We start from the raw sequence: 19588 nt of genomic DNA, 5'->3' as shown, positions 1-19588 counted from the left end.
CCGCCCGTCATCCATGGTTTCATGACGCGGAGCACCTGCACATGAAGGTTGTCGGCCCCAACGGCGTCAGCACGCCTGCCAGCACACGTCCGACGCGATCCGCCAGCGGCTTTTCGCTGGGGCAGACTGCGGGTGCGTCCGCGCCCGCTGCAATGACCGCCAGCGCAGCGACGGGCGGGGTCTCTGACGTCTCGGCCCTGATGGCCCTTCAAGGGGTTGAGGGGCCGCTGGAAAAGCGACGTCGCGCGATCCGGCGCGGCAGCGGTCTTCTGGATCGCCTTGATGAAATCAAGCTGGCCCTGCTGAACGGCGACGTCGACGAAGGCGCTCTGGATCGTCTGGCGCGGAGCCTGCGCGAAGAGCGCACCGATGACGACGACAAGGACCTGGGCGCCCTGCTGGATCAGATCGACCTGCGCGCCTCAGTCGAACTGGCGAAGGCGGAAATGCGCCGCAACCGCCCCTGATACGAAATAATCGTCTGACATCAGGCGGCTAAGCTTCGGCAGTGAGTGACTTTTGCCACTGTCAGGCGGTTAGTCGCCCTATTTTCATCACGGAATCGAGAACCGCGTTGCCGCGACTCGACGGGCTGACTATACGGCCATCTACGCCACAGGGGGGCGTGTTAGAGAGCGTGAGATCGATGAGCGCCTTGGCGTCCGTTGTGTCCGACGAAACCGGCCCGTATCGGCCGTCTGACAGCGAGCCGTTCATGAACGAACGGCAGCAAGCCTATTTCAAGAAGAAGCTGCTGGCCTGGAAGGATGAGATCCTTCGCGAGTCCAAGGGCACGGTCGTCAATCTGAAGGCCGAGACCGAGAACCACCCCGATCTGGTGGACCGGGCGTCTTCGGAATCGGATCGCGCGCTGGAGTTGCGCACCCGCGACCGCCAACGCAAGTTGATCTCCAAGATCGACGACGCGCTGCGCCGGATCGAGGACGGCTCCTACGGCTACTGCGAGGACACGGGCGAACCCATCAGCCTGGGTCGTCTGGAAGCCCGTCCGACGGCGACCCTGTCGGTCGAAGCCCAGGAACGCCACGAACGCCGCGAACGCGTCCACCGCGACGACTGAGGTTTAAGCCTTACGCGCCTTGACTTCGCCGGGTTGCGGGGCGACCTAGCCGCCTCGCTTTCGAGGTCGTCTATCCATGTCCGTCAAGGTTCGTTTCGCCCCGTCGCCCACGGGTAAGCTGCACGTCGGCAATGTCCGCACCGCCTTGGTGAACTGGATGTTCGCCAAGGGGCAGGGCGGATCGTTCGTCCTGCGCATCGACGACACCGATCTGGCGCGCTCCACGCCCGAGTTCGAACAGGGAATCGAAGACGACCTGACCTGGCTGGGGATGCCTTGGGACGAGCGCTATAATCAGTCGAAGCGGTTCGATCGCTACGAAGAAGCGGCCGCCAGGCTGAAGGCGTCGGGGCGGCTTTATCCCGCCTATGAGACCGCCGACGAGCTCGACCGTCGCCGCAAGGTGCAACTGTCGCGCGGCCTGCCGCCGATCTATGACCGCGCGGCGCTGGAACTGACCGAAGAGCAGAAGGCCGCCTACGAAGCCGAAGGGCGTCGCCCCCATTGGCGCTTCAAACTGGACGGCAAGCGCGTCGCCTGGGAAGACTTGGCGCGCGGTCATGCGGAGGTGGACACCGCCTCGATGTCGGACCCGGTGCTGATCCGCGAGGACGGCCTGTTCCTCTATACCCTGCCGTCGGTGGTCGATGACATCGACATGGCCATCACGCACATCATCCGGGGCGAGGATCACGTCACCAACACCGGGGCGCAGATCGAAATCTTCGAAGCGCTGGGCGCGACAGTTCCGGGGTTCGCCCACATGCCGTTGCTGGTCGGCGCCGACGGCGCGGCCCTGTCCAAGCGTCTGGGATCGCTGTCGATCAGCGACATGCGCGACCAAGGCTATGAGCCGATCGCAATCACCAGCCACCTCGGCCGGATCGGCACCTCCGATCCCCTGGAAGTCGGCGCCTCGGTCGAGGCTCTGGGTCAGAGCTTCGCCTTCTCTAAGATGGGCCGTTCGCCGGCGCGTTACGATACGGCCGATCTGGACCGGCTGAACGCCCAGGCGCTGCACGTCATGGACTATGCGACGGCGCAGCCGCGTCTTCAGGCTCTCGGCGCCGATCTGGGTGAAACCTTCTGGAATACGGTTCGGGGCAATCTGACAAAGTTCGCCGACGTCGCGGACATGGCGCAGATCGTCCGTGGTCCGATCCAACCGGTGATCGAAGATGCGACCTTCATTGAAACAGCGCTGCGTCTGCTGCCGGAAGTGATCGACGAGAACGCCTGGTCCGCGTGGACCTCGGCCGTCAAGGCCGAGACGGGCGCCAAGGGCAAGGCGCTGTTCATGCCGCTGCGTCTGGCGCTGACGGGGCAGCAGCACGGGCCGGACATGGCGGCCATGGCGCCGCTGATCGGTCGCGAAACCATCCAGCGGCGTCTGAGAGGCGAGGCGGCCTAAGCCGCCTTACGCATTCTAGGCGTTGCAGACAGCCAGTTCGTCGGCGCTCAGGGCGACACCCTTGTACGAGAAGGCGGTCACGGGACCGAACTTCTGAACAACGCGGCGGCAGGCGCGCGTCGCGGGCTGTTCCGTGCCGCCTGCAGCGGTGCAGGTCGCGCCTTCGCAGGACCAACGAGCACCGTCGATGATGGTGGCGCGTGCGGGCGCCTTGGCGGCGTCGGCTAGCGTCAGGCTGGTGGCGGCGGGGGCTTGGGCGACCGCAGGGGCAGCGGCGAACAGGGCGGCGGCGATCAGCAGAACGCGCATTGAAAACTCTCCGAATTGAAGAACGGCGTCATGCCGCTGCGCTCCCATGTCAGTTTTCCATAAAAACTGTCAAGACGCGCGCAGCGGATTATGAGCGTTGATCACTTATCGATGATCATGTTTCAAGTGCGGTGCATCGCCGCCGGCCTGAACCTGCGCCATCGCCTCCTCGACGGTTTCGGCGACGGTCCAGGCGTCCAGGAACGACGGCGGCGTCATTCCTTCTGCAACGCTGTGTTTCATCAGGTCGAAGAAGCCGTTCCAGAAGCCGTTCAGGTTCAGGAAGACGACCGGCTTGTGGTGCAGGTCCAGCCGCTTCCAGGACAGCAACTCCACGACCTCTTCCAGGGTGCCGATGCCGCCGGGCGCGACCACGAAGGCGTCGGACTGGTCGTACATCAGTTGTTTGCGTTCGTGCATCGAAGTGACGACGACCGTTTCGACCTCGTCGAACAGGCGTTCGCGGCTGCGCAGGAAGGCCGGCATGATGCCGACAACGCGGCCGCCCGCCTCATGCGCGCCGCGCGCCGAGGCACCCATCAGACCCACGCCGCCGCCTCCATAGACCAGCCGCCAGCCGGCCTCAGCCGCCGCCTTGCCGAAGGCGTAGGCCGCCTCGGTATAGGAAGGATCGGCGGTCTCGGAAGCGCCGCAGAACAGGCAGACGGAAGACCCGTCGAACGGCAGGAACGAAACGGGGGGTAGGGACATGGAGCCTCGAACAAAACGAATAGGCGGCCTGGCCATGGCCAAACCGACGGCGCTCAAGCTAACACAGGCTCAAGCCGCTGGGTCGCCAGTCCTATATCGTAGAGGCGCAGGATGAAACGTCGGATGATGGTCGCGTGTGTCGCGGTCCTGGCTGCCACAGCCTGTTCCGATCAGCAGGGCGGCGTGGCGGGGCCGACTGGGGCCGACGAGGCCTCGCCCTGGGTTCGCCCGCCCCAGATTGATGGCGTGATGCGCGAAGGCGGCGTTCTGGTGCTGCGCGGCGGGGCGGGGGCCAATGCGCGTGTCGTGCTGCGTGCGCCGGACGCTGCGGCAGTGGCGACGACGGCGGACGGCGCGGGGCGTTTCGAACTGCGACTGCCGCCTTTGAGCGGCGATGTGCGTTTCACGCCTGAGGTGCAGGTGGGCGAGGACGCCGCCGTCTCGCCCGAGACCTTGGTGGTGATCCAGGGCGGGGCGGGTCCCGTCGCCCTGATTGCAGCAGGCCAGCCGACTGTCCGGCTCGATGGCGGCGAGGGGCTGGATGCGGTGGATTCGGACGGTGCGACTCTGATGGCGTCAGGCCGGACGAATGGGGCGGCTCCCTCGGTCAATATCAACGGCGCAGATATGGCGCCGATGGCGATCGGGCGCGGCCGCTGGCGGGCCGTTATCGGACAGTCGGGTGCGGCGACGATCACGGTGAATGGAAAGCGCTTCGACTATCCGGGCCCGGGCGCGGCTGGGAGCTTCGTCGTCGAGCGGGCGGGAGCAGGCTGGCGGATCACTCGGCCTGTCGAGCCAGCGGGACGTCAGACGACATGGCTGCCGGACTGAAGGCGTTTAACGATCTGGAAACCATTTCGGTTAAGGAATGGGCCGTCCTCAGGGACACCATCACCGAACCTGCTTGCAGCCCGGCTCCCCCGCCGGGCTTCTTTTTTGCCGGTCGATCAGCCCTTCCTCGGCGTGTTTTTGGCGCCCTCGGTGCGATCGCGGAACAGGGCGGCGCGGGCCAACAGGATCAGGGTGACCGGCGTCGTGACCGTCAGGAACAGGCCGATCAGGAGTTCGCGCGGCATGAAACGCCGCTCGACGGTCGTGAACCAGACGATTGAGGCCAGCAGGATCAGCGCCATGCCTAGCGTGGCTCCAAGCGTCGGGGCGTGGACGCGCTCATAGAAAGTTTTCAGCCGAACCAGCCCAACCGCGCCCAGCAGGGAGAGGGTCGAGCCGATGACGGCTAGGGCGACGACGATAATGGCGGCCCATGCGGGAACGTCAGCCTCGATCATTCGATCACCTCGCCGCGCATCAGAAACTTCGCCAGGGCCACAGTGGCGGCGAAGCCCAACATGCCGATCACCAGGGCGGCCTCGAAATACAGCTGGCTGTTGGTGCGAATGCCGAACACCACCACCAGCAGCATGCCGTTCAGATAAAGGGTGTCCATGCCCAGGACGCGATCCTGGGCGCGCGGACCGTGAATGATCCGCCATGCCGCCAGGCCCATTGCGCAGATCAGCATCAGTTGGGCCAGACCCAGGCCCCAGGTCAGCACCGCCGCCGTCATTCGAAAATCTCCATCAGCCGGCGTTCGTAGCGATCCTTGATCAGCCGCACCCAGGTCTCCTCATCCACCAGATCCAGAATGTGCAGCAGCAGACGGCCGGTCGCGGCTTCGTACTCGACCCACAGGGTGCCGGGCGTCGAGGTGATGATGATGGCCAGGACCGCCAGACCATATCGGTCGCGCAGGTCCAGCGGGATGTGGATGAAGCCGGATGTGCGCTCATGCCGTCGCCGCCCCAGAATGATGTGCGACACCGCCCAGTTGGAGCGGACGATGTCTCCGACGACGTCAATGGCGAGGCGCATTATGGCGATCGGCGACTTCACCCGCACGCGATCCACGCCCAGCGCCAACATGATGATCGGCGCCAGCAGGGCCAGCAGCACCGCGAGCGCCAGAGACGGCGGCGCGACCGAGGCGCTGAGCAGGATCGAGGCGACGAACAGGGCTAGCGACAGGACGGGGTAGGGGAGGATGCGTCTCATCGACCGCCCCCGCCCAAGACCGCGTGGATGTAGCCTTGCGGTTCAGCCAGCCAGGCCGCCGTGTGGTCGGTGTAGATCAGGGCGGAGCCAGCGAAGATGGCCAGAAACACGCAGGCGCCAAGCAGGGCGGCAACCGCTGTGAGCTCGGCAGCACCCACGACGAAAGCCGGCGCATCCTCGTCGCGCGTCCAGATCGCGCTGACCCCGAGGCGGGTCAGGCCGATCAAGGCGCCGAGGCTGGACACGGAAAGTACGGCGACCAGCGTCCAGGCCGCCGCGTCGCCGACGCCGACCAGGGCGCTGATCATCGACAGTTTTCCGACGAAGCCGGCCAAGGGCGGCAGGCCGGCGACCATCAAGGTGCAGATCAGAAAAGCCCCGCCCAGGGCTGCGACAGCCGCCGGAATCACCAGGCCTGGCTCGTTGCGTTCCTCGTCGTCGAACGGATCGCGATATTCATCATCGAAAACAGCGCGCGCCTCGCCGACGTCGGCCTCACGTCCGCGCTGGAGGATCTCGGCCAGCAAAAACAGGGCTGCGCAGGCCAGCGTGGAGCCGATCAGGTAAAAGAGCGCGCCGCTGAGCGCGGCCGCGTCGCCGACGCCCAGGATCGCCAAAACAGTGCCAGACGAGATCATCACGCCGAACCCCGCGGCGCGCGACAGATCGCGAGAGGCGATCAGGCCGAATGTGCCGAACGCTATGGTCGCCAGTCCGCCGACGAACAGCCAGGTCAGGCCAAATCCGGCGGACGCGCCAGCATCAGCGCCGAACAGTAGCAGGCTTAGGCGGATGACCACATAGACCCCGACCTTGGACAGGATGGCGAAGACCGCCGCCGCCGGCGCGCTGGCCGCCGAATAGGTCGGGGTCAGCCAGAAGCCCAAGGGCCACATGGCGCACTTGATCAGAAAGGCCGTGCCCAGCACCGCCGCTCCGATATGAAACAGTCCCAGGTCATCCGCTGTGACGGTCGCAACCCGCGTCGCAACATCCGCCATGTTCAGCGTTCCGGTCACTCCGTAGATCAAGCTGACGCCGATCAGGAACAGCAAGGATGCGGTCAGATTGACAGCGATATAGATCACGCCCGCCCGTACCCGCGCCTCGCCCGAACCATGCAGGGCCAGTCCGTAGGAGGCGGCCAGCATGATCTCGAAAAAGACGAACAGGTTGAACAGGTCGCCGGTCAGCAGGGCGCCGTTCACGCCCATGATCAGAAGCAGGAACAGGGCGTGGAAGCGCGGCCCTGCCCGGTCCCATCGCGCCAGGGCGAAGATCAGAGCGCATCCACCCAGAACGCTGGTCAGCGCGACCATCATCGTCGACAGGCGGTCGGCCACCAGGACGATGCCGTAGGGCGCAGCCCAAGATCCCAGGCGATAGACGCGCGCAGTATCACCGCCGCCCACGGCGCCGTTTGCGCTCTCGTGCAGCAGAACCAGGGCCATGATCAGAATAGCGGCCATAGCGCTCAAGCTAAGCGCCGCCTTCAGCGTTCGGCGGCGCTCGTCCAGCAGCAGCATGGCCGAGGCGATGATCATCGGCAGGACGATGGGGCCGATGATCAGATGGGCGTCCCAGTCGATCATGCGTCCGGCTCCTTGCCATCGACATGGTCGCTGCCGGTGATGCCGCGCGCGGCCAGAATGACGACCAGGAACAGCGCCGTCAGGGCGAAGCTGATCACGATCGCGGTCAGGACCAGCGCCTGCGGCGTCGGGTCGGTGTAGCGTGCGGGATCGGAGACCTCGCCCGCAAGCACGGGCGGCGCGCCCGACCTCAGCCGTCCCATGGCGAAGATGAAGATATTGACCGCATAGGACAGCAGCGACAGCCCCATGATCACCTGGAAGGTACGCGGGCGCAGCAGCAACCAGGCGCCCGAGGCCGACAGCACGCCGATGGCGAGGGCGAGAACCAGCTCCATCATGATGGTTCTCCTTCTTCGGCGTCTCTTTGTTTGGGCTTGCGCAGCGACTGGTGCGCCAGGGCGACAAGCGTCAGGACCGTGGCGCCGACCACCAGAACGACCACGCCCAGGTCGAACAGCACAGCGCTGGCCAAGGGCGCGCGACCCAGGATCGGCAGGTCGGCATACTGGAACCAGGAGGTCAGGAAGGGATAGCCGAACAACCCCGATCCAATCCCACTGAGGGCGGCGATCACCAGGCCGGCTCCGATCCAGAAGACGGGCCGGATCGCCAGCCGCTCTTCGACCCACCGGGCGCCCGAGGCCATATATTGCAGGATGAAGGCGATCGACAGGGCCACGCCCGCCGCGAAACCGCCGCCCGGCAGGTCATGACCGCGCAGGAACAGGTGAACCGCTAACAGGATGATGAAGGGGAAGATCCAGCGCATCACCACGCGGGGGATCAGCATGGTCTCCTTCAGCGTGTCGCCCTCTGATCGCGTCTCGTGATCGCGGTCGGAGGCGTCCTGCACGTTCTGCTGGCTGGGATTGGACAGGGTGTCGTCGGCGGGACGGAAGCGGCGCAGCAGGGCGAAGATCGTCAGGCCGACGATGCCCAGAACCGTGATCTCGCCGAAGGTGTCGAAGGCGCGGAAGTCGACCAGGATGACGTTGACGACGTTGCGCCCGCCCGCGTCCTTGTAGGCGTGCTCGACGAAGAAGCGCGAAATCCCCTCGATCGATGGGCGCGTCATGATGGCGTAGGAAATGGCCGCCAAGGACGCGCCGACGGCGCCGGCGATGATCAGGTCGATACGGCGACGGCGGCGAGACCGTTTCTCCATGGTCTGTGGCAGGCGAATGGTCTCCAGCCGTTTCGGCAGCCAACGCAGACCCAGCAGCAGCAGGACGGTGGTCACGACCTCGACCAGGAGTTGGGTCACGGCCAGATCCGGCGCCGACAGCCAGACGAAGGACAGGCAACTGGCCAGACCGGCGCCGCCCATCAGAACCACGGCGGCCAGCCGGTGATATTTCGCCTGCCATGCCGCCGCGACCGCACAACTGGCGCCGACTAGCCACAGACCCGCGAAGGCCCAGTTGGACAGGGTCAATGTCGGCATGATCGGGCGGATCACCAATCCGGCGCCGATAGCCGCCAGCCCGCCTGCCAGCAGGGCCACCAAGACGATGGCCCGTAGCTGTGGCTGTTGTCGTGTGGCCCCGAACAGGCGAACCGTCGCCTCCGACCCTTTGAAAAGGCCGGTCATGGTTCGCTCAAACAACCAGCCGCCGTTCAGACGTTTCCAGCCCCATGGTCCGCCGCGCGGGTTGGCGTTGATGCGTTTACCGAAAACGACATAGAGGCCCACGCCGCCCGCGAGGGCGATGAGGCTCAGCACCAGCGGCAGGTTGAACCCGTGCCACAGGGCCAGACTGTAATAGGGCAGATCAAAGCCCAGCACCGAAACGGCGGCGCTCTTCAGGAACGGCCCCACCGTCACAGCCGGAAAGATTCCGACGACCAGACACAGTGCGACCAGCACCTCAACGGGGCGACGCATCCAGGCGGGCGGCTCGTGCGGGATGCGGTCCAACTCTGTCGGAGCAGGGCCAAAGAAGGTCGCGTGAATAAACCGCAGTGAATACAGAACGCTGAAGGCGCTGGCCAATGTGGCCAGGGCGGGCAGCAGCATGTTCAGGCCGTGCGTATGGGCGCTGGCCACCGCCTCGGCCAGGAACATCTCCTTGGACAGAAAGCCGTTCAGCAGCGGCACGCCCGCCATCGCGGCTGCAGCCACCATGGCGAGGGTCGCCGTGAAGGGCATGAAGCGGAACAGACCGCTCAGCTTGCGCATATCCCGCGTGCCGGCCTCGTGGTCGATGATGCCGGCGGCCATGAAGAGCGACGCCTTGAAGGTGGCGTGGTTCACCGTGTGGAAAATGGCCGCGATGCAGGCCAGCGGACTGCCTAGTCCCAGCAGCAGCACGATCAAGCCCAGATGGCTGATCGTCGAATAGGCCAGCAGGCCTTTGAGATCATGCTGGAAGATGGCGCACCAGGCGCCGAGCAGCAGAGTCGCCAGACCCATGCCGCCAACGATCAGATACCAGCTTTCGGAGCCCGCCAGAACGGGCCAGAAGCGGATCAGCAGGAATATCCCGGCCTTCACCATGGTCGCGGAGTGCAGATAGGCGCTGACCGGTGTCGGCGCGGCCATGGCGCGGGGCAGCCAGAAGTGGAACGGAAACTGCGCGCTCTTGGTCATCGCACCGAGCAGCAGCAGGATCAGCGCGGGCAGATACAGCGGGCTCGTCTGGATCGCGTCGCGTGACGCCAAGACGACATCGAGGTCATAGCTGCCGACGATCCGCCCGATCAGGATCATCCCGACCAGCAGAGCGATGCCGCCCATGGCCGTCACCGTCAGCGCCATGCGCGATCCTTCGCGCGCGGCGGGGTTTTGGTGCCAATAGCCAATCAACAGGAAGGAAAAGAGGCTGGTCAGCTCCCAGAAGACGACCAGCTGGATCAGATTGCCCGACAGCACCACGCCCTGCATCGCGCCCATGAAGGCCAGCAGGAAGGAGAAGAACCGCGGGACTGGGTCCTTCGGCGACATGTAGTAGCGGGCGTATAGCACCACCAAGGCGCCGATCCCGAGGATCAGGGCGCTGAACAGCCACGACAGTCCGTCCAGTCGCAGCACCAGATTGACGCCTAGCGACGGCAGCCACGGGATTTCGTAGCGCAGCGTCTCACCGTCCTGGAACATCGGCCATAGCGCAGCCAGACACCCCAGGCTGACCAAGGCCACGACCCACGACAGGATGGCGGCGGAGGTGCGTGCGTGACGCGGCAATCCGGACGCGACGATGGCGCCAAGGAACGGCAGGACTAGGATGACGACGAGAAGGAAGCTGATGGACATCGAGGCGGGGCGTCTCTCCTGGCTCGTGAGGGATAGCTTTGCCAACGCTCAAGGTTGGGCAAGGTTCGCTTTGATCTACGGACAGGGGCGGGGTGCGTCAAAGCGACAGCAGAGCGCGCCACATCCGCGCCCAACAGCTCGGTCGTCGTGCGAAAGGATCAGATTTTACGGGAAGTTTCCGACCTAACGCCTTGTCTGGCCTCAGTCTTTACCCCGAGTGGCTCCGCAGGTAGGATTCGAACCTACGACCAGCCGATTAACAGTCGGCTGCTCTACCACTGAGCTACTGCGGAACATCTGCTCGGGAGGCGGGCGTATAGCAGCGGCCGTTCCGATCTTGCAATGGGAAAACGAGCCAATCGAAACGATATTTATCGACGATCCCGACGACCCGCGTGTTGCGGCCTATCGCGATATCCGCGAGCGCGATCTGACGGGCCGCCAAGGCCAGTTCATCGCAGAAGGGGAGGTGGTGGTGCGTGGACTGGCGTCGGCGGCGTCGCGCTGCCAGCCGCTGTCGCTGCTGCTGGCGGAAAAGCGCGTTGCGGCCTTGGGCGATGTCATAACGTCTCTGCCGCCCGCGACGCCCGTCTATGTCGCAGGCCAGGCCGTGCTGGACCGGATCGCGGGTTTCGAACTGCACCGGGGCATTTTGGCCTTGGGCCAAAAGCCCGAGCCGCTGTCGCTGGACAAAGTGGTGGAGGATATCGAGCCACTGGACGTGTTCGTCGTGGCCAGCGGGATCGGCAACCACGACAATGTCGGCGGCCTGTTCAGGAACGCCGCCGCGTTCGGCGCCAGGGCGGTGCTGCTTGATCCGACCTGCTGCGACCCCTTTTACCGCAAGGCGATTCGCGTTTCGGTCGGCGCGGTGCTGCGCACGCCGTTTGTCGTCGGCGGCGCGACGGACATTATCGAGGCTCTGCAGCGGGCCGGCGTCGAGGTGTTGGCGTTGACGCCTTCGGCGACCGAGCGGCTTTCGGACTACAGGCGCCCCGGACCGGCCGCTTTGCTGCTGGGGTCCGAGGGTCCGGGGCTGCCGAAGGATTTGATCGACCGTTGCCGGCCGATCGGCATCGCTATGGCGGGCGGGTTCGATTCGCTGAATGTCGCGGCGACCAGTGCGGTTGCGCTTCATCATCTGACGACGACGGCGCTTGCTGGAAGCTGAAAACGCGAAGGCCGCCCCGAGGGGCGGCCTTCGTCCGTATCTTCGCGATGGAGGCCTGACCGGGAATCGAACCCGGGTGCAAGGATTTGCAGTCCTCTGCGTCACCACTCCGCCATCAGGCCGCTTTTTGTCCCCGATTTCTCGGGGGCGGTCATCGCGAGGGGCGTTCGCTATCAGATCGGATTGTCCGCTGCAACGCACGGACCTATAAGCGCGCGAGATTTCCTCCCGGATTATCGTTGAAGGCTGCCTACAGATGGATTTCACCGCAGAGCGCAAGGCCATGGTCGACTCGCAGGTGCGGGTGAACGACGTGACGGATCGCGCGATTCACCTGGCCATGATGGCCGTGCCGCGTGAAAAGTTCTGCGCGCCTGATCGCGCCTTCGCCGCCTATTCCGAAGAATCGGTGGTGATCGCGGGCGAGCGCCGCCTGATGCCGGCGCGCGACGTCGCCAAGCTGTTGCAAGCCGCCGATGCACGCGAAGGCGAGAAGGCCCTGGCCATTGCCGCGCCCTATGCCGCCGCCCTGCTGGCCCATATGGGCGTCAGCGTCACGGCTCAGGAATCGGACGACGCCGTGTTCGCCGTAGTCGGCGAGGCCCTATCGGACGCGGGCGTGGCGACCGTCGTCGCGCCGCTGGGTCAACCGACCGGCGAAGGATGGGACCTGATTATTTCCGAAGGCGGCGTCGAGAGCCTGCCCGAATCGTGGGGCGCGGCCCTGCGTCCTGGCGGCCGTATCGTCGTCGTTGAACGTCGCGGCGCCATCGGCAAGGCGGCCCTGTTTGTTCAGACGCGCGAAGGGCTGTCGCGCCGCGAACTGTTTGATTCGTCGCCTGCGGTCCTTGCCGAGCTGAAGCCGGCCCCCACTTTCGCGCTGTAAGACCAAAGAGACGCGCGGTTGCGACGGAAATCCCGTTCGCAACCGTGAAGAAAACTTAACTGGCGTGTGGTTCGGTCAGGCCGCAGTTACGCTTGAGAAAACATTCGGGCGTTCTTCAGAGCGTCACGTAAGGACGGACAATGTTGAAACGCTCGCGTGTGCTGGCTTCGGCCGCTGTGGTCGCCGTGATGACCGGTCTGGGCGCGCCGGCCTGGGCCGAGACGCTGCAGGACGCCATCGCCCTGGCCTATCGGACCAATCCCAATCTGCTGGCCCAGCGCGCCAACCAGCGTGCGCTGGACGAGACGGTGGTCCAGGCGCGGTCGGGTCTGCGCCCGACCATCGGCGCCTCGGCCGGCGTGGACTATACTCGCAACGACTTCCCCGCCGTGACCCAGTTCGTCGACACGAACGGCGACGGCATACCCGACACCCAGGTCACGACCTCGTCGTCCGAAGCCGAAGGCGCCAACGTCGGCGTCAGCGTGAGCCAGAATGTCTGGACCGCCGGTCGCACTTCGCGCGCCATCGACCAGGCCCGCGCCAGCGTCCTGGCCGGTCGTGAAAACCTGCGAGACATCGAACAGTCGGTCATGCTGTCCGTGATCCAGGCCTATGTGAACGTCACTCGCGACATGGAAATTCTGCGTATCCGCCAGGAGAATCTGACGGTGCTGCAACGCCAGCTGGAGGAAACCAGCGCCCGCTTCGAGGTCGGTGAGATCACCCGTACCGACGTGGCACAGGCCGAAGCTTCGCAGGCGCAGTCCGAAGCCGACCTGGCGAACGCCCAGGCCCAGTTGTCCACGTCGCGCGCCGCCTATGCCGCCGTCGTCGGCCAATCGCCGGCCGATCTGGAAGCTGCGCCGGTCCTGCCGGAGGTTCCCAGCGACTTCGACGTCGCCATCGAGATGGCGTTGCAGCGCAACCCCGCCGTCCTGGCCGCGACCTATCAGTTGCAAAGCGCCGAGGCGGCCGTCGCCGCCGCCCGTTCGGAATATCTGCCGTCGGTGCGCGCTACCGCCTCCTATGGTGGATCGACCAACGATCTGGGCGACCTCGGTGAACTGGCCGATCGCCGCAGCTTCACGGCCGGCGCCACCCTGTCCGTGCCGCTGTTCACCGGCGGCCTGAACCGCTCGCGCGTCGCCCAGGCGCTGGAACGCGCCAACGCGGCTCAGATAGGCATCGAGGGCGAGCGCCGCACCGTTCTTCAGAACGTCAGCTCGGCCTACGCCCAAGTGCTGTCGACCCGCGCCACGGTCGCGGCCGGCACGGAAGCGGTTCGCGCCGCATCGGTCGCTGCCGAAGGCGTGCGCCAGGAAGCCCAGGTCGGTCTGCGCACCACGCTGGATGTGCTCAATCAGGAACTGGCCTTGCGCAACGCCCAGACTTCGGTCGCCAGCGCCCGCGCTGCCGAATACGTCGCCCGCGCCTCGCTGCTGGCCGCCATGGGCCAGCTGGAAGGCCCGGCGCTGAACCCGACGATCGAGGCCTATGATCCCGCGACGAACTACGACCGGGTCAAGGGACGCGGCGGGCTGCCGTGGGATGGTGTGATCGAAACGCTGGACCGCGTGGCCTCGCCGCCGATCGTCACCACGCCGGACACCGCCGACGCGCCGATCGACGCTCAGCTCAAGGGCGAGGTCGTGCGCACGGCGCCGCAGAACTGACCGCGTCGAATACGGACGGAAACCGCCCGTTGATTCCGACGGGCGAAGATGCGACGACAAGGCACAGGTTTCGAGCGATCCATCGTTCGGCGCCCACCCCTTCTACCAGGCCTCGCCCAAGGTTGCGCCATGACCGATCAGTCCGCCCAGGAACCGACCATGGAGGAGATTCTGGCGTCGATTCGCCGGATCATCTCCGAAGACGAGGCCCCGGCCGAAACAACGCCTGAAGCTGCGCCCGAGCCGGCGCCAGAGCCGATCGCGGCTGAAACCGTCTTCGCCGCTCCGGTGGAGCCTGCGCCGGAAACTGCCGCCGTCGAAGACGACGTGCTGGAACTGACCGACCGCTATGAGGCGCCGGCCGAGACAATCGGTGATCTGGACGTGGTCGAGCATTCGCCTGCGCCCTATCAGCCCGAGCCTGAACCCGCGCCGGCCTACGAATCGGCTCCCGAGCCGGCCCCGGCCTATGACACCCTGGTCGGCGACAGCGCCGCCGCCAGCGCGGCCTCGGCCTTTGCGGGCCTGGCCGCCAGCTTCAAGAAGCCTGAGCCGGCTCCGTCGGCCACGGGCGACCTGCCCTTTGTCAGCGGCAACACGGTCGAGGCCATGGTCGCCGAGATGCTGCGTCCGCTGCTGAAGGACTGGCTGGACAACAACCTGCCCGGCATTGTCCAGGCGGCGGTACAAAAGGAAGTCGAACGCATCGCGCGCAGCGCCTAGCCCTTCGCTTCAGCCCAGACTAATCCGAGGGGCGGCTCCTGAAGGGGCCGCCCTTTCGCATTTCGATATGCTCATGTAGCGACGCGCCGCGCGCGGAGCGTTAGCAAAAAAGAATGACGATGCTTAAGAAGACCTTCGAACCCCAGGCCGCCGAGCCCCGCCTTTACGCCCAGTGGGAAGAGAGCGGCCTGTTCGCGCCCCGCACCGACGGCGCCGCCGAGGCTTATTCGATCGTCATTCCGCCGCCGAACGTGACGGGCAGCCTGCATATCGGCCATGCCCTGAACAACACGCTGCAGGACATCTTGGCCCGCTATCACCGGATGAAGGGCAAGGCGGTGCTGTGGCTGCCTGGCACAGATCACGCCGGCATCGCCACCCAGATGGTGGTCGAGCGTCAGCTGGCCGCCGCCGGCAATGTGGGGCGCCGCGATATGGGCCGCGACGCCTTCATCGAGAAGATCTGGGAATGGAAGGCCGAAAGCGGCGGGACCATCGTGCGTCAGCTGCGCCGCCTCGGGGCCTCGTGCGACTGGTCGCGCGAGCGGTTCACCTTGGACGAGGGGCTGAACGCCGCCGTTCGCAAGGTCTTCGTGCAACTGCATAAGGAAGGCCTGATCTATCGCGACAAGCGCCTGGTGAACTGGGACCCGCATTTCCAGACCGCCATCTCGGACCTGGAGGTCGAACAGCGCGAAGTCGACGGCGCCTACTGGCATTTCGCCTATCCGCTGGCCGATGGCGTCACCTATCAGCATCCGGTCACCTTCGACGAGGACGGCACGGCGACCGAGTTCGAGACGCGCGACTTCATCGTCGTCGCCACGACCCGGCCCGAGACCATGCTGGGCGACACCGGCGTGGCGGTGCATCCGGATGACGAACGCTATGCCGGCCTGGTCGGCAAGTTCGTGACCCTGCCGATCACCGGCCGTCGCATCCCCATCGTCGCTGACGACTATGCCGATCCGACCAAGGGTTCGGGCGCGGTGAAGATCACGCCGGCGCATGATTTTAATGACTTCGGCGTGGGCAAGCGGTCGGGCCTGCCGTCGCTGAATATCCTCGACGCTTTCGGACGCATCACCGACGTCGATACGACCGACGTGCCTGCGGACTATGTCGGTCAAGACCGCTTCGCTGCGCGCAAGGCCATCGTCGCCCGCGCCGAGGAAGAGGGCTGGCTGCGCGAGATCGAAAAGACCAAACACGTCGTGCCGCACGGCGACCGTTCCGGCGTGGTCATCGAGCCGTGGCTGACGGACCAGTGGTACGTCGACGCCAAGGTCCTGGCCCAGCCCGCGCTGAAGGCGGTGGAGCAGGGCGATATGGTGTTTGAGCCGAAGTCCTATGAGAAGATCTATTTCGAATGGCTGCGCAACATCGAGCCCTGGTGCATCTCGCGCCAGCTGTGGTGGGGCCACCGCATCCCGGCTTGGTACGGCCCGAACGGCGAAATCTATGTCGCTGAAACGGAAGAGGACGCCCGCGAACAGGCGATGGCGGATTACGATTCCGAGGTCGCCCTGACCCGGGACGAGGACGTTCTCGACACCTGGTTCTCCTCGGCCCTGTGGCCGTTCTCGACCATGGGTTGGCCCGAGAAGACCGAGGATCTGGAGCGGTTCTATCCGACCAGCGACCTGGTCACGGCGGCGGACATCATCTTCTTCTGGGTCGCCCGGATGATGATGATGGGACAGCACTTCATGAGCGAGGTGCCGTTCAAGCGCGTCATCATCAATGGCCTGGTCCGCGACGAGAAGGGTCAGAAGATGAGCAAATCCAAGGGGAACGTCATCGATCCCCTGGGCATCATCGACGAGCTGGGCGCCGATCCGTTGCGCTTCACGATGGCGATCCTGTCGGGCACCCGCGACATCAAACTGTCGAAGCAGCGGATCGAGGGTTATCGCAACTTCGGCACCAAGCTGTGGAACGCCGCGCGCTTCAGCCAGATGAACGAGGCGCGCCGCGTCGAGGGATTCGATCCGGCGACCGTTGATCAAACGATCAACCGCTGGATCCGCGGCGAGCTGACCAAGGCCGAACGCGGCGTGTCCGAAGCCATCGAAGGCGGCCGGTTCGACGATGCGGCGGGCGCCCTGTATCGCTTCGTCTGGAATGTGTTCTGCGACTGGTATCTGGAACTGGCCAAACCGGTGTTCCAGGGCGCCGATGAAGCCGCCAAGGCCGAGACGCGGGCGATGACGGCCTGGACGCTGGACCAGACGCTCAAGCTGCTGCACCCGGTCATGCCCTTCATCACCGAGGAACTGTGGGCCGAGCTGGGCAAGGAAGGCCCGGCGCGCGACGGCTTGCTGATCGGCGCTGAGTGGCCGGTTCTGCCGGACGCCTTCATCGACGCCTCGGCTGAAGCCGAAATCGGCTGGCTGGTCGATCTGGTCGGTGAGATTCGCGGTCTGCGCGCCGAAATGAACGTGCCGCCGTCGGCCAAGCCGCCGCTGGCCTTTGTCGCGCCTGACGACGTGACGGCCGAGCGGATCGCCCGTCACCGCGATCTGATCCTGACCCTGGGCCGTGTGTCCAAGGTCGGCTCGGCGGACGCGGCGCCGACAGGGGCTGTGACCTTCGTGTCCGGCGGCTCGACCATCGCCTTGTCCTTGGCGGGCATCATCGATCTGACCGCCGAACGGGCGCGCCTGGAGAAGGAAATCGCCGCCTTCGACAGCGATATCGGCCATGTGAACAAGAAGCTGGGCAACCCCAACTTCGTGTCTCGCGCCGCGCCGGAAGTCGTCGACGAACAGCGCGCCAAGCTGGCAGAGGCCGAGGCGGGCAAGGTCAAGCTGCAGGCGGCGCTGGCGCGTCTCAGCGAGATCGGATGACCCTCCCTCCGCTCATCCCCGCGAAAGCGGGGACCCAGGGCTTTGGGCGATCCGGCGTAGGGTCGATCTCGACGTGCGTGATCCAAGGCGCGTGCTTAGCGAAAGAACTAGGTCCCCGCTTTCGCGGGGATGAGCGGAAATGAGGGGGCGAGCCGACCAGATGCTCGTCGCCAGAGGTCTGTTCGACACCCGCGCCCGCGCACGCGCCGCCATCGAGGCGGGGCGCGTCAAGGCGGACGGTCGTCTGATCGTCAAGCCGTCCGAACATATCGCCGAGGATGCCGAGATCGAGGCCCAACCCGCCCACCCTTGGGTCGGGCGCGGGGCGCTGAAGCTGGACCACGCGCTGACCCTGTGGCCCGTCCTTGTGGAGGGCAGGGTGGCGCTGGATGTCGGGGCATCGACCGGCGGCTTTACCGAGGTTTTGCTGAACCGCGGCTCGTCCAAGGTGTTCGCCGTCGATGTCGGCTTTGGCCAGATGCATGCACGGGTGTCGTCCGATCCACGCGTGGTCAATCTGGAGCGTACAGATGCGCGGGACCTTACAGTCGATCTGATCCCCCAGCCGCCCTCACTGGTCGTCTGCGACGCCAGTTTCATCAGCCTGATCAAGGTGCTTCCGGTCGCACTCGATCTGGCGACGCCTGGCGCGGATCTGGTGACGTTGGTCAAGCCGCAGTTCGAGGCCGATGGCCCGGGCGGCGGCAAGAAGGGCGTGATCAAGGATGCGGCGGCGCATGCGGCCGCTGTCGAGCGCGTGCGCGACTGGCTGGAAGCGCTGGGCTGGGCGGTGCTGGCGACGACGGAAAGCCCGATCACCGGCGGCGACGGCAATGTCGAGTTCCTGCTGTGGGCCAAGAAGCCGGGCTAGGGCCGTAACCCCAAAAAGGGCTCAAGTGGCCCAACGGCCGATGGCCCAAAACGGGCTCAAGTAGGCCAAAGGCCGATAGCCCCACAAACAAAGAGAAACCGCCGGAGGATTGCTCCTCCGGCGGCTCCGTCACGTCGTCGATCGACAGGGGGGCTGAAAATTAATCGACGACGCGATAGCGGCCGTACTGGTCGGGGCAGGTGCGGACGTAGCGGGTGTCCGTGCGACCATCCGGCAGACGGATCTGGCTTTCGGCCAGACGGCATCCGTCTGAATTCTGATAGGAGTCGACCGGGCGCGAGCGGTCATCGTAGTAGCCGCCACGGCTGTAGGCGTAGTCGTTGCGACGATCATAGTCGTCGTAGCGATAGCCTTCGTCGCCGGTGTAACGATCATCATAATAGCCGTAGCTCGGCTGGCTGTAGCCTTGGGCGTAGTAGCCGTTCGAGCCATAGCTGCTTTGATAGCTGCGGCAGGCGTCCGAGCTGGACCGACCGACCTGAGACCCGACGACAGCGCCGAGCACGCCGCCCAGGATGCTGCCTTCGGTGCGTCGACCGCGAGCGGCGAGCTGCGAACCGATGACGGCGCCCGCGCCGCCACCGATCACCGCGCCGGCACCAGTGCGACCTTGGCGCTCACGAGCGCAAGGATCGTAATAACGGCCGCTATTGTAATCATACGAGCGGCTGTAGGCGCCGGTGCCGTAGTTCTGGCTGTAGCCGTTGCCGTAATAGTTCTGGGCCGACGCCGTAAGCGGGGCGGCCGTGACGCCGAACGCCAGGGCGGCGACGGCGGCGATCGATGTTTTCGTGAGACGCATTTTCCAACCCTCTGAGGACCGAACGATTTCCGTCAAACGTTAACGGCAAAGCCTCGTGTCTCGTTGCAATGGGATTTACGACGGCGAAGCTGAACGGCAATTGATCGGTTCGTTCATCTTCGTTCATGTTCAGCCGCTCCGCTGTTGCAGCCCGTGGCTTGAGCGAAAGGGGAC

At 65.5% G+C, this 19588-nt stretch carries 19 protein-coding genes and 2 tRNA genes; 10 read left to right on the top strand and 11 right to left on the bottom strand.

The genetic code is table 11. From position 1 onward, the window contains the following. The first annotated feature begins 41 nt into the window (after positions 1-41). The 3 genes from HNP47_RS05610 (at position 42) to gltX (ending at position 2492) form a co-directional block, all read left to right on the top strand. The gene (locus tag HNP47_RS05610; protein WP_184278666.1) at positions 42-467 is read left to right on the top strand and encodes a flagellar assembly protein FliX; all 426 of its coding nucleotides are present in this window, start codon (positions 42-44) and stop codon (positions 465-467) included. A 179-nt stretch (positions 468-646) separates the two neighbouring features. Beyond that, positions 647-1081, top strand: a complete 435-nt coding sequence (gene dksA, locus HNP47_RS05605; RefSeq protein WP_017504616.1) for an RNA polymerase-binding protein DksA — start codon at positions 647-649, stop codon at positions 1079-1081. Between the two features lie 76 nt (positions 1082-1157). Then, positions 1158-2492 carry a glutamate--tRNA ligase gene (gene gltX, locus HNP47_RS05600; protein ID WP_184278665.1) on the top strand — a complete coding sequence of 445 codons (1335 nt, stop codon included), beginning with the start codon at positions 1158-1160 and terminating at the stop codon, positions 2490-2492. Positions 2493-2507: 15 nt separating this feature from the next. Here gltX and HNP47_RS05595 read toward each other — a convergent pair whose 3' ends face one another. Together HNP47_RS05595 and HNP47_RS05590 are read right to left on the bottom strand one after the other, a co-directional pair. Beyond that, positions 2508-2801, bottom strand: coding sequence for a CC_3452 family protein (locus tag HNP47_RS05595; RefSeq protein WP_184278664.1), 294 nt, complete (start codon positions 2799-2801; stop codon positions 2508-2510). Positions 2802-2906: 105 nt separating this feature from the next. Beyond that, complete coding sequence (locus tag HNP47_RS05590) at positions 2907-3512, bottom strand: TIGR00730 family Rossman fold protein (RefSeq protein ID WP_184278663.1); 606 nt, start codon at positions 3510-3512, stop codon at positions 2907-2909. A gap of 111 nt (positions 3513-3623) precedes the next feature. Between HNP47_RS05590 and HNP47_RS05585 the strand changes: the two genes are divergently transcribed. Next, a complete protein-coding gene (locus HNP47_RS05585) occupies positions 3624-4346 on the top strand; it encodes a hypothetical protein (RefSeq protein ID WP_221414918.1) in 723 nt (240 codons plus the stop codon). Positions 4347-4462: 116 nt separating this feature from the next. Here HNP47_RS05585 and mnhG read toward each other — a convergent pair whose 3' ends face one another. The 7 genes from mnhG to HNP47_RS05550 form a co-directional block, all read right to left on the bottom strand. After that, positions 4463-4804, bottom strand: coding sequence for a monovalent cation/H(+) antiporter subunit G (gene mnhG / locus HNP47_RS05580; RefSeq protein ID WP_184278662.1), 342 nt, complete (start codon positions 4802-4804; stop codon positions 4463-4465). After that, a complete protein-coding gene (locus HNP47_RS05575; RefSeq protein ID WP_045810222.1) occupies positions 4801-5082 on the bottom strand; it encodes a K+/H+ antiporter subunit F in 282 nt (93 codons plus the stop codon). Before HNP47_RS05575 ends, mnhG begins: the two co-directional genes overlap by 4 nt. After that, positions 5079-5567 (bottom strand): Na+/H+ antiporter subunit E, encoded by a 489-nt coding sequence (locus HNP47_RS05570; RefSeq protein WP_184278661.1) that lies wholly within the window; start codon positions 5565-5567, stop codon positions 5079-5081. Before HNP47_RS05570 ends, HNP47_RS05575 begins: the two co-directional genes overlap by 4 nt. Next, positions 5564-7159 carry a monovalent cation/H+ antiporter subunit D gene (locus HNP47_RS05565; RefSeq protein ID WP_184278660.1) on the bottom strand — a complete coding sequence of 532 codons (1596 nt, stop codon included), beginning with the start codon at positions 7157-7159 and terminating at the stop codon, positions 5564-5566. Before HNP47_RS05565 ends, HNP47_RS05570 begins: the two co-directional genes overlap by 4 nt. Continuing rightward, positions 7156-7497 carry a Na+/H+ antiporter subunit C gene (locus HNP47_RS05560; RefSeq protein WP_184279114.1) on the bottom strand — a complete coding sequence of 114 codons (342 nt, stop codon included), beginning with the start codon at positions 7495-7497 and terminating at the stop codon, positions 7156-7158. The genes HNP47_RS05565 and HNP47_RS05560 overlap by 4 nt, the downstream gene beginning before the upstream one ends. Then, entirely contained in the window at positions 7497-10415 is a 2919-nt protein-coding gene (locus HNP47_RS05555; protein ID WP_184278659.1) for a monovalent cation/H+ antiporter subunit A, read from the bottom strand. The genes HNP47_RS05560 and HNP47_RS05555 overlap by 1 nt, the downstream gene beginning before the upstream one ends. 218 nt (positions 10416-10633) lie before the next feature. Continuing rightward, a tRNA-Asn gene (locus HNP47_RS05550) sits at positions 10634-10708 on the bottom strand. Positions 10709-10752: 44 nt separating this feature from the next. Between HNP47_RS05550 and HNP47_RS05545 the strand changes: the two genes are divergently transcribed. Continuing rightward, positions 10753-11586 carry an RNA methyltransferase gene (locus HNP47_RS05545; RefSeq protein ID WP_221414916.1) on the top strand — a complete coding sequence of 278 codons (834 nt, stop codon included), beginning with the start codon at positions 10753-10755 and terminating at the stop codon, positions 11584-11586. A 48-nt stretch (positions 11587-11634) separates the two neighbouring features. Here HNP47_RS05545 and HNP47_RS05540 read toward each other — a convergent pair. Then, positions 11635-11708, bottom strand: a tRNA-Cys gene (locus HNP47_RS05540). Between the two features lie 134 nt (positions 11709-11842). Between HNP47_RS05540 and HNP47_RS05535 the strand changes: the two genes are divergently transcribed. The 5 genes from HNP47_RS05535 to HNP47_RS05515 all read left to right on the top strand — a co-directional run bounded on the left by HNP47_RS05535 (position 11843) and on the right by HNP47_RS05515 (position 18591). Then, positions 11843-12472, top strand: coding sequence for a protein-L-isoaspartate O-methyltransferase (locus tag HNP47_RS05535; protein ID WP_184278658.1), 630 nt, complete (start codon positions 11843-11845; stop codon positions 12470-12472). A gap of 140 nt (positions 12473-12612) precedes the next feature. After that, complete coding sequence (locus HNP47_RS05530) at positions 12613-14148, top strand: TolC family outer membrane protein (protein ID WP_184278657.1); 1536 nt, start codon at positions 12613-12615, stop codon at positions 14146-14148. Between the two features lie 129 nt (positions 14149-14277). Continuing rightward, positions 14278-14871 carry a DUF2497 domain-containing protein gene (locus HNP47_RS05525; RefSeq protein ID WP_184278656.1) on the top strand — a complete coding sequence of 198 codons (594 nt, stop codon included), beginning with the start codon at positions 14278-14280 and terminating at the stop codon, positions 14869-14871. 119 nt (positions 14872-14990) lie between these two features. Beyond that, entirely contained in the window at positions 14991-17720 is a 2730-nt protein-coding gene (locus HNP47_RS05520) for a valine--tRNA ligase (protein ID WP_184278655.1), read from the top strand. 160 nt (positions 17721-17880) lie between these two features. Continuing rightward, positions 17881-18591 (top strand): TlyA family RNA methyltransferase, encoded by a 711-nt coding sequence (locus HNP47_RS05515; RefSeq protein WP_260394608.1) that lies wholly within the window; start codon positions 17881-17883, stop codon positions 18589-18591. A gap of 160 nt (positions 18592-18751) precedes the next feature. Here the strand turns inward: HNP47_RS05515 and HNP47_RS05510 are convergent, their stop codons facing one another. Continuing rightward, positions 18752-19414 (bottom strand): glycine zipper 2TM domain-containing protein, encoded by a 663-nt coding sequence (locus HNP47_RS05510; protein ID WP_184278653.1) that lies wholly within the window; start codon positions 19412-19414, stop codon positions 18752-18754. Positions 19415-19588 lie beyond the last annotated feature (174 nt).

The sequence above is a fragment of the Brevundimonas vesicularis genome (assembly GCF_014204545.1).
GTDB lineage: Bacteria > Pseudomonadota > Alphaproteobacteria > Caulobacterales > Caulobacteraceae > Brevundimonas > Brevundimonas vesicularis_B.
This window is presented reverse-complemented; position numbering and strand designations above follow the sequence as displayed.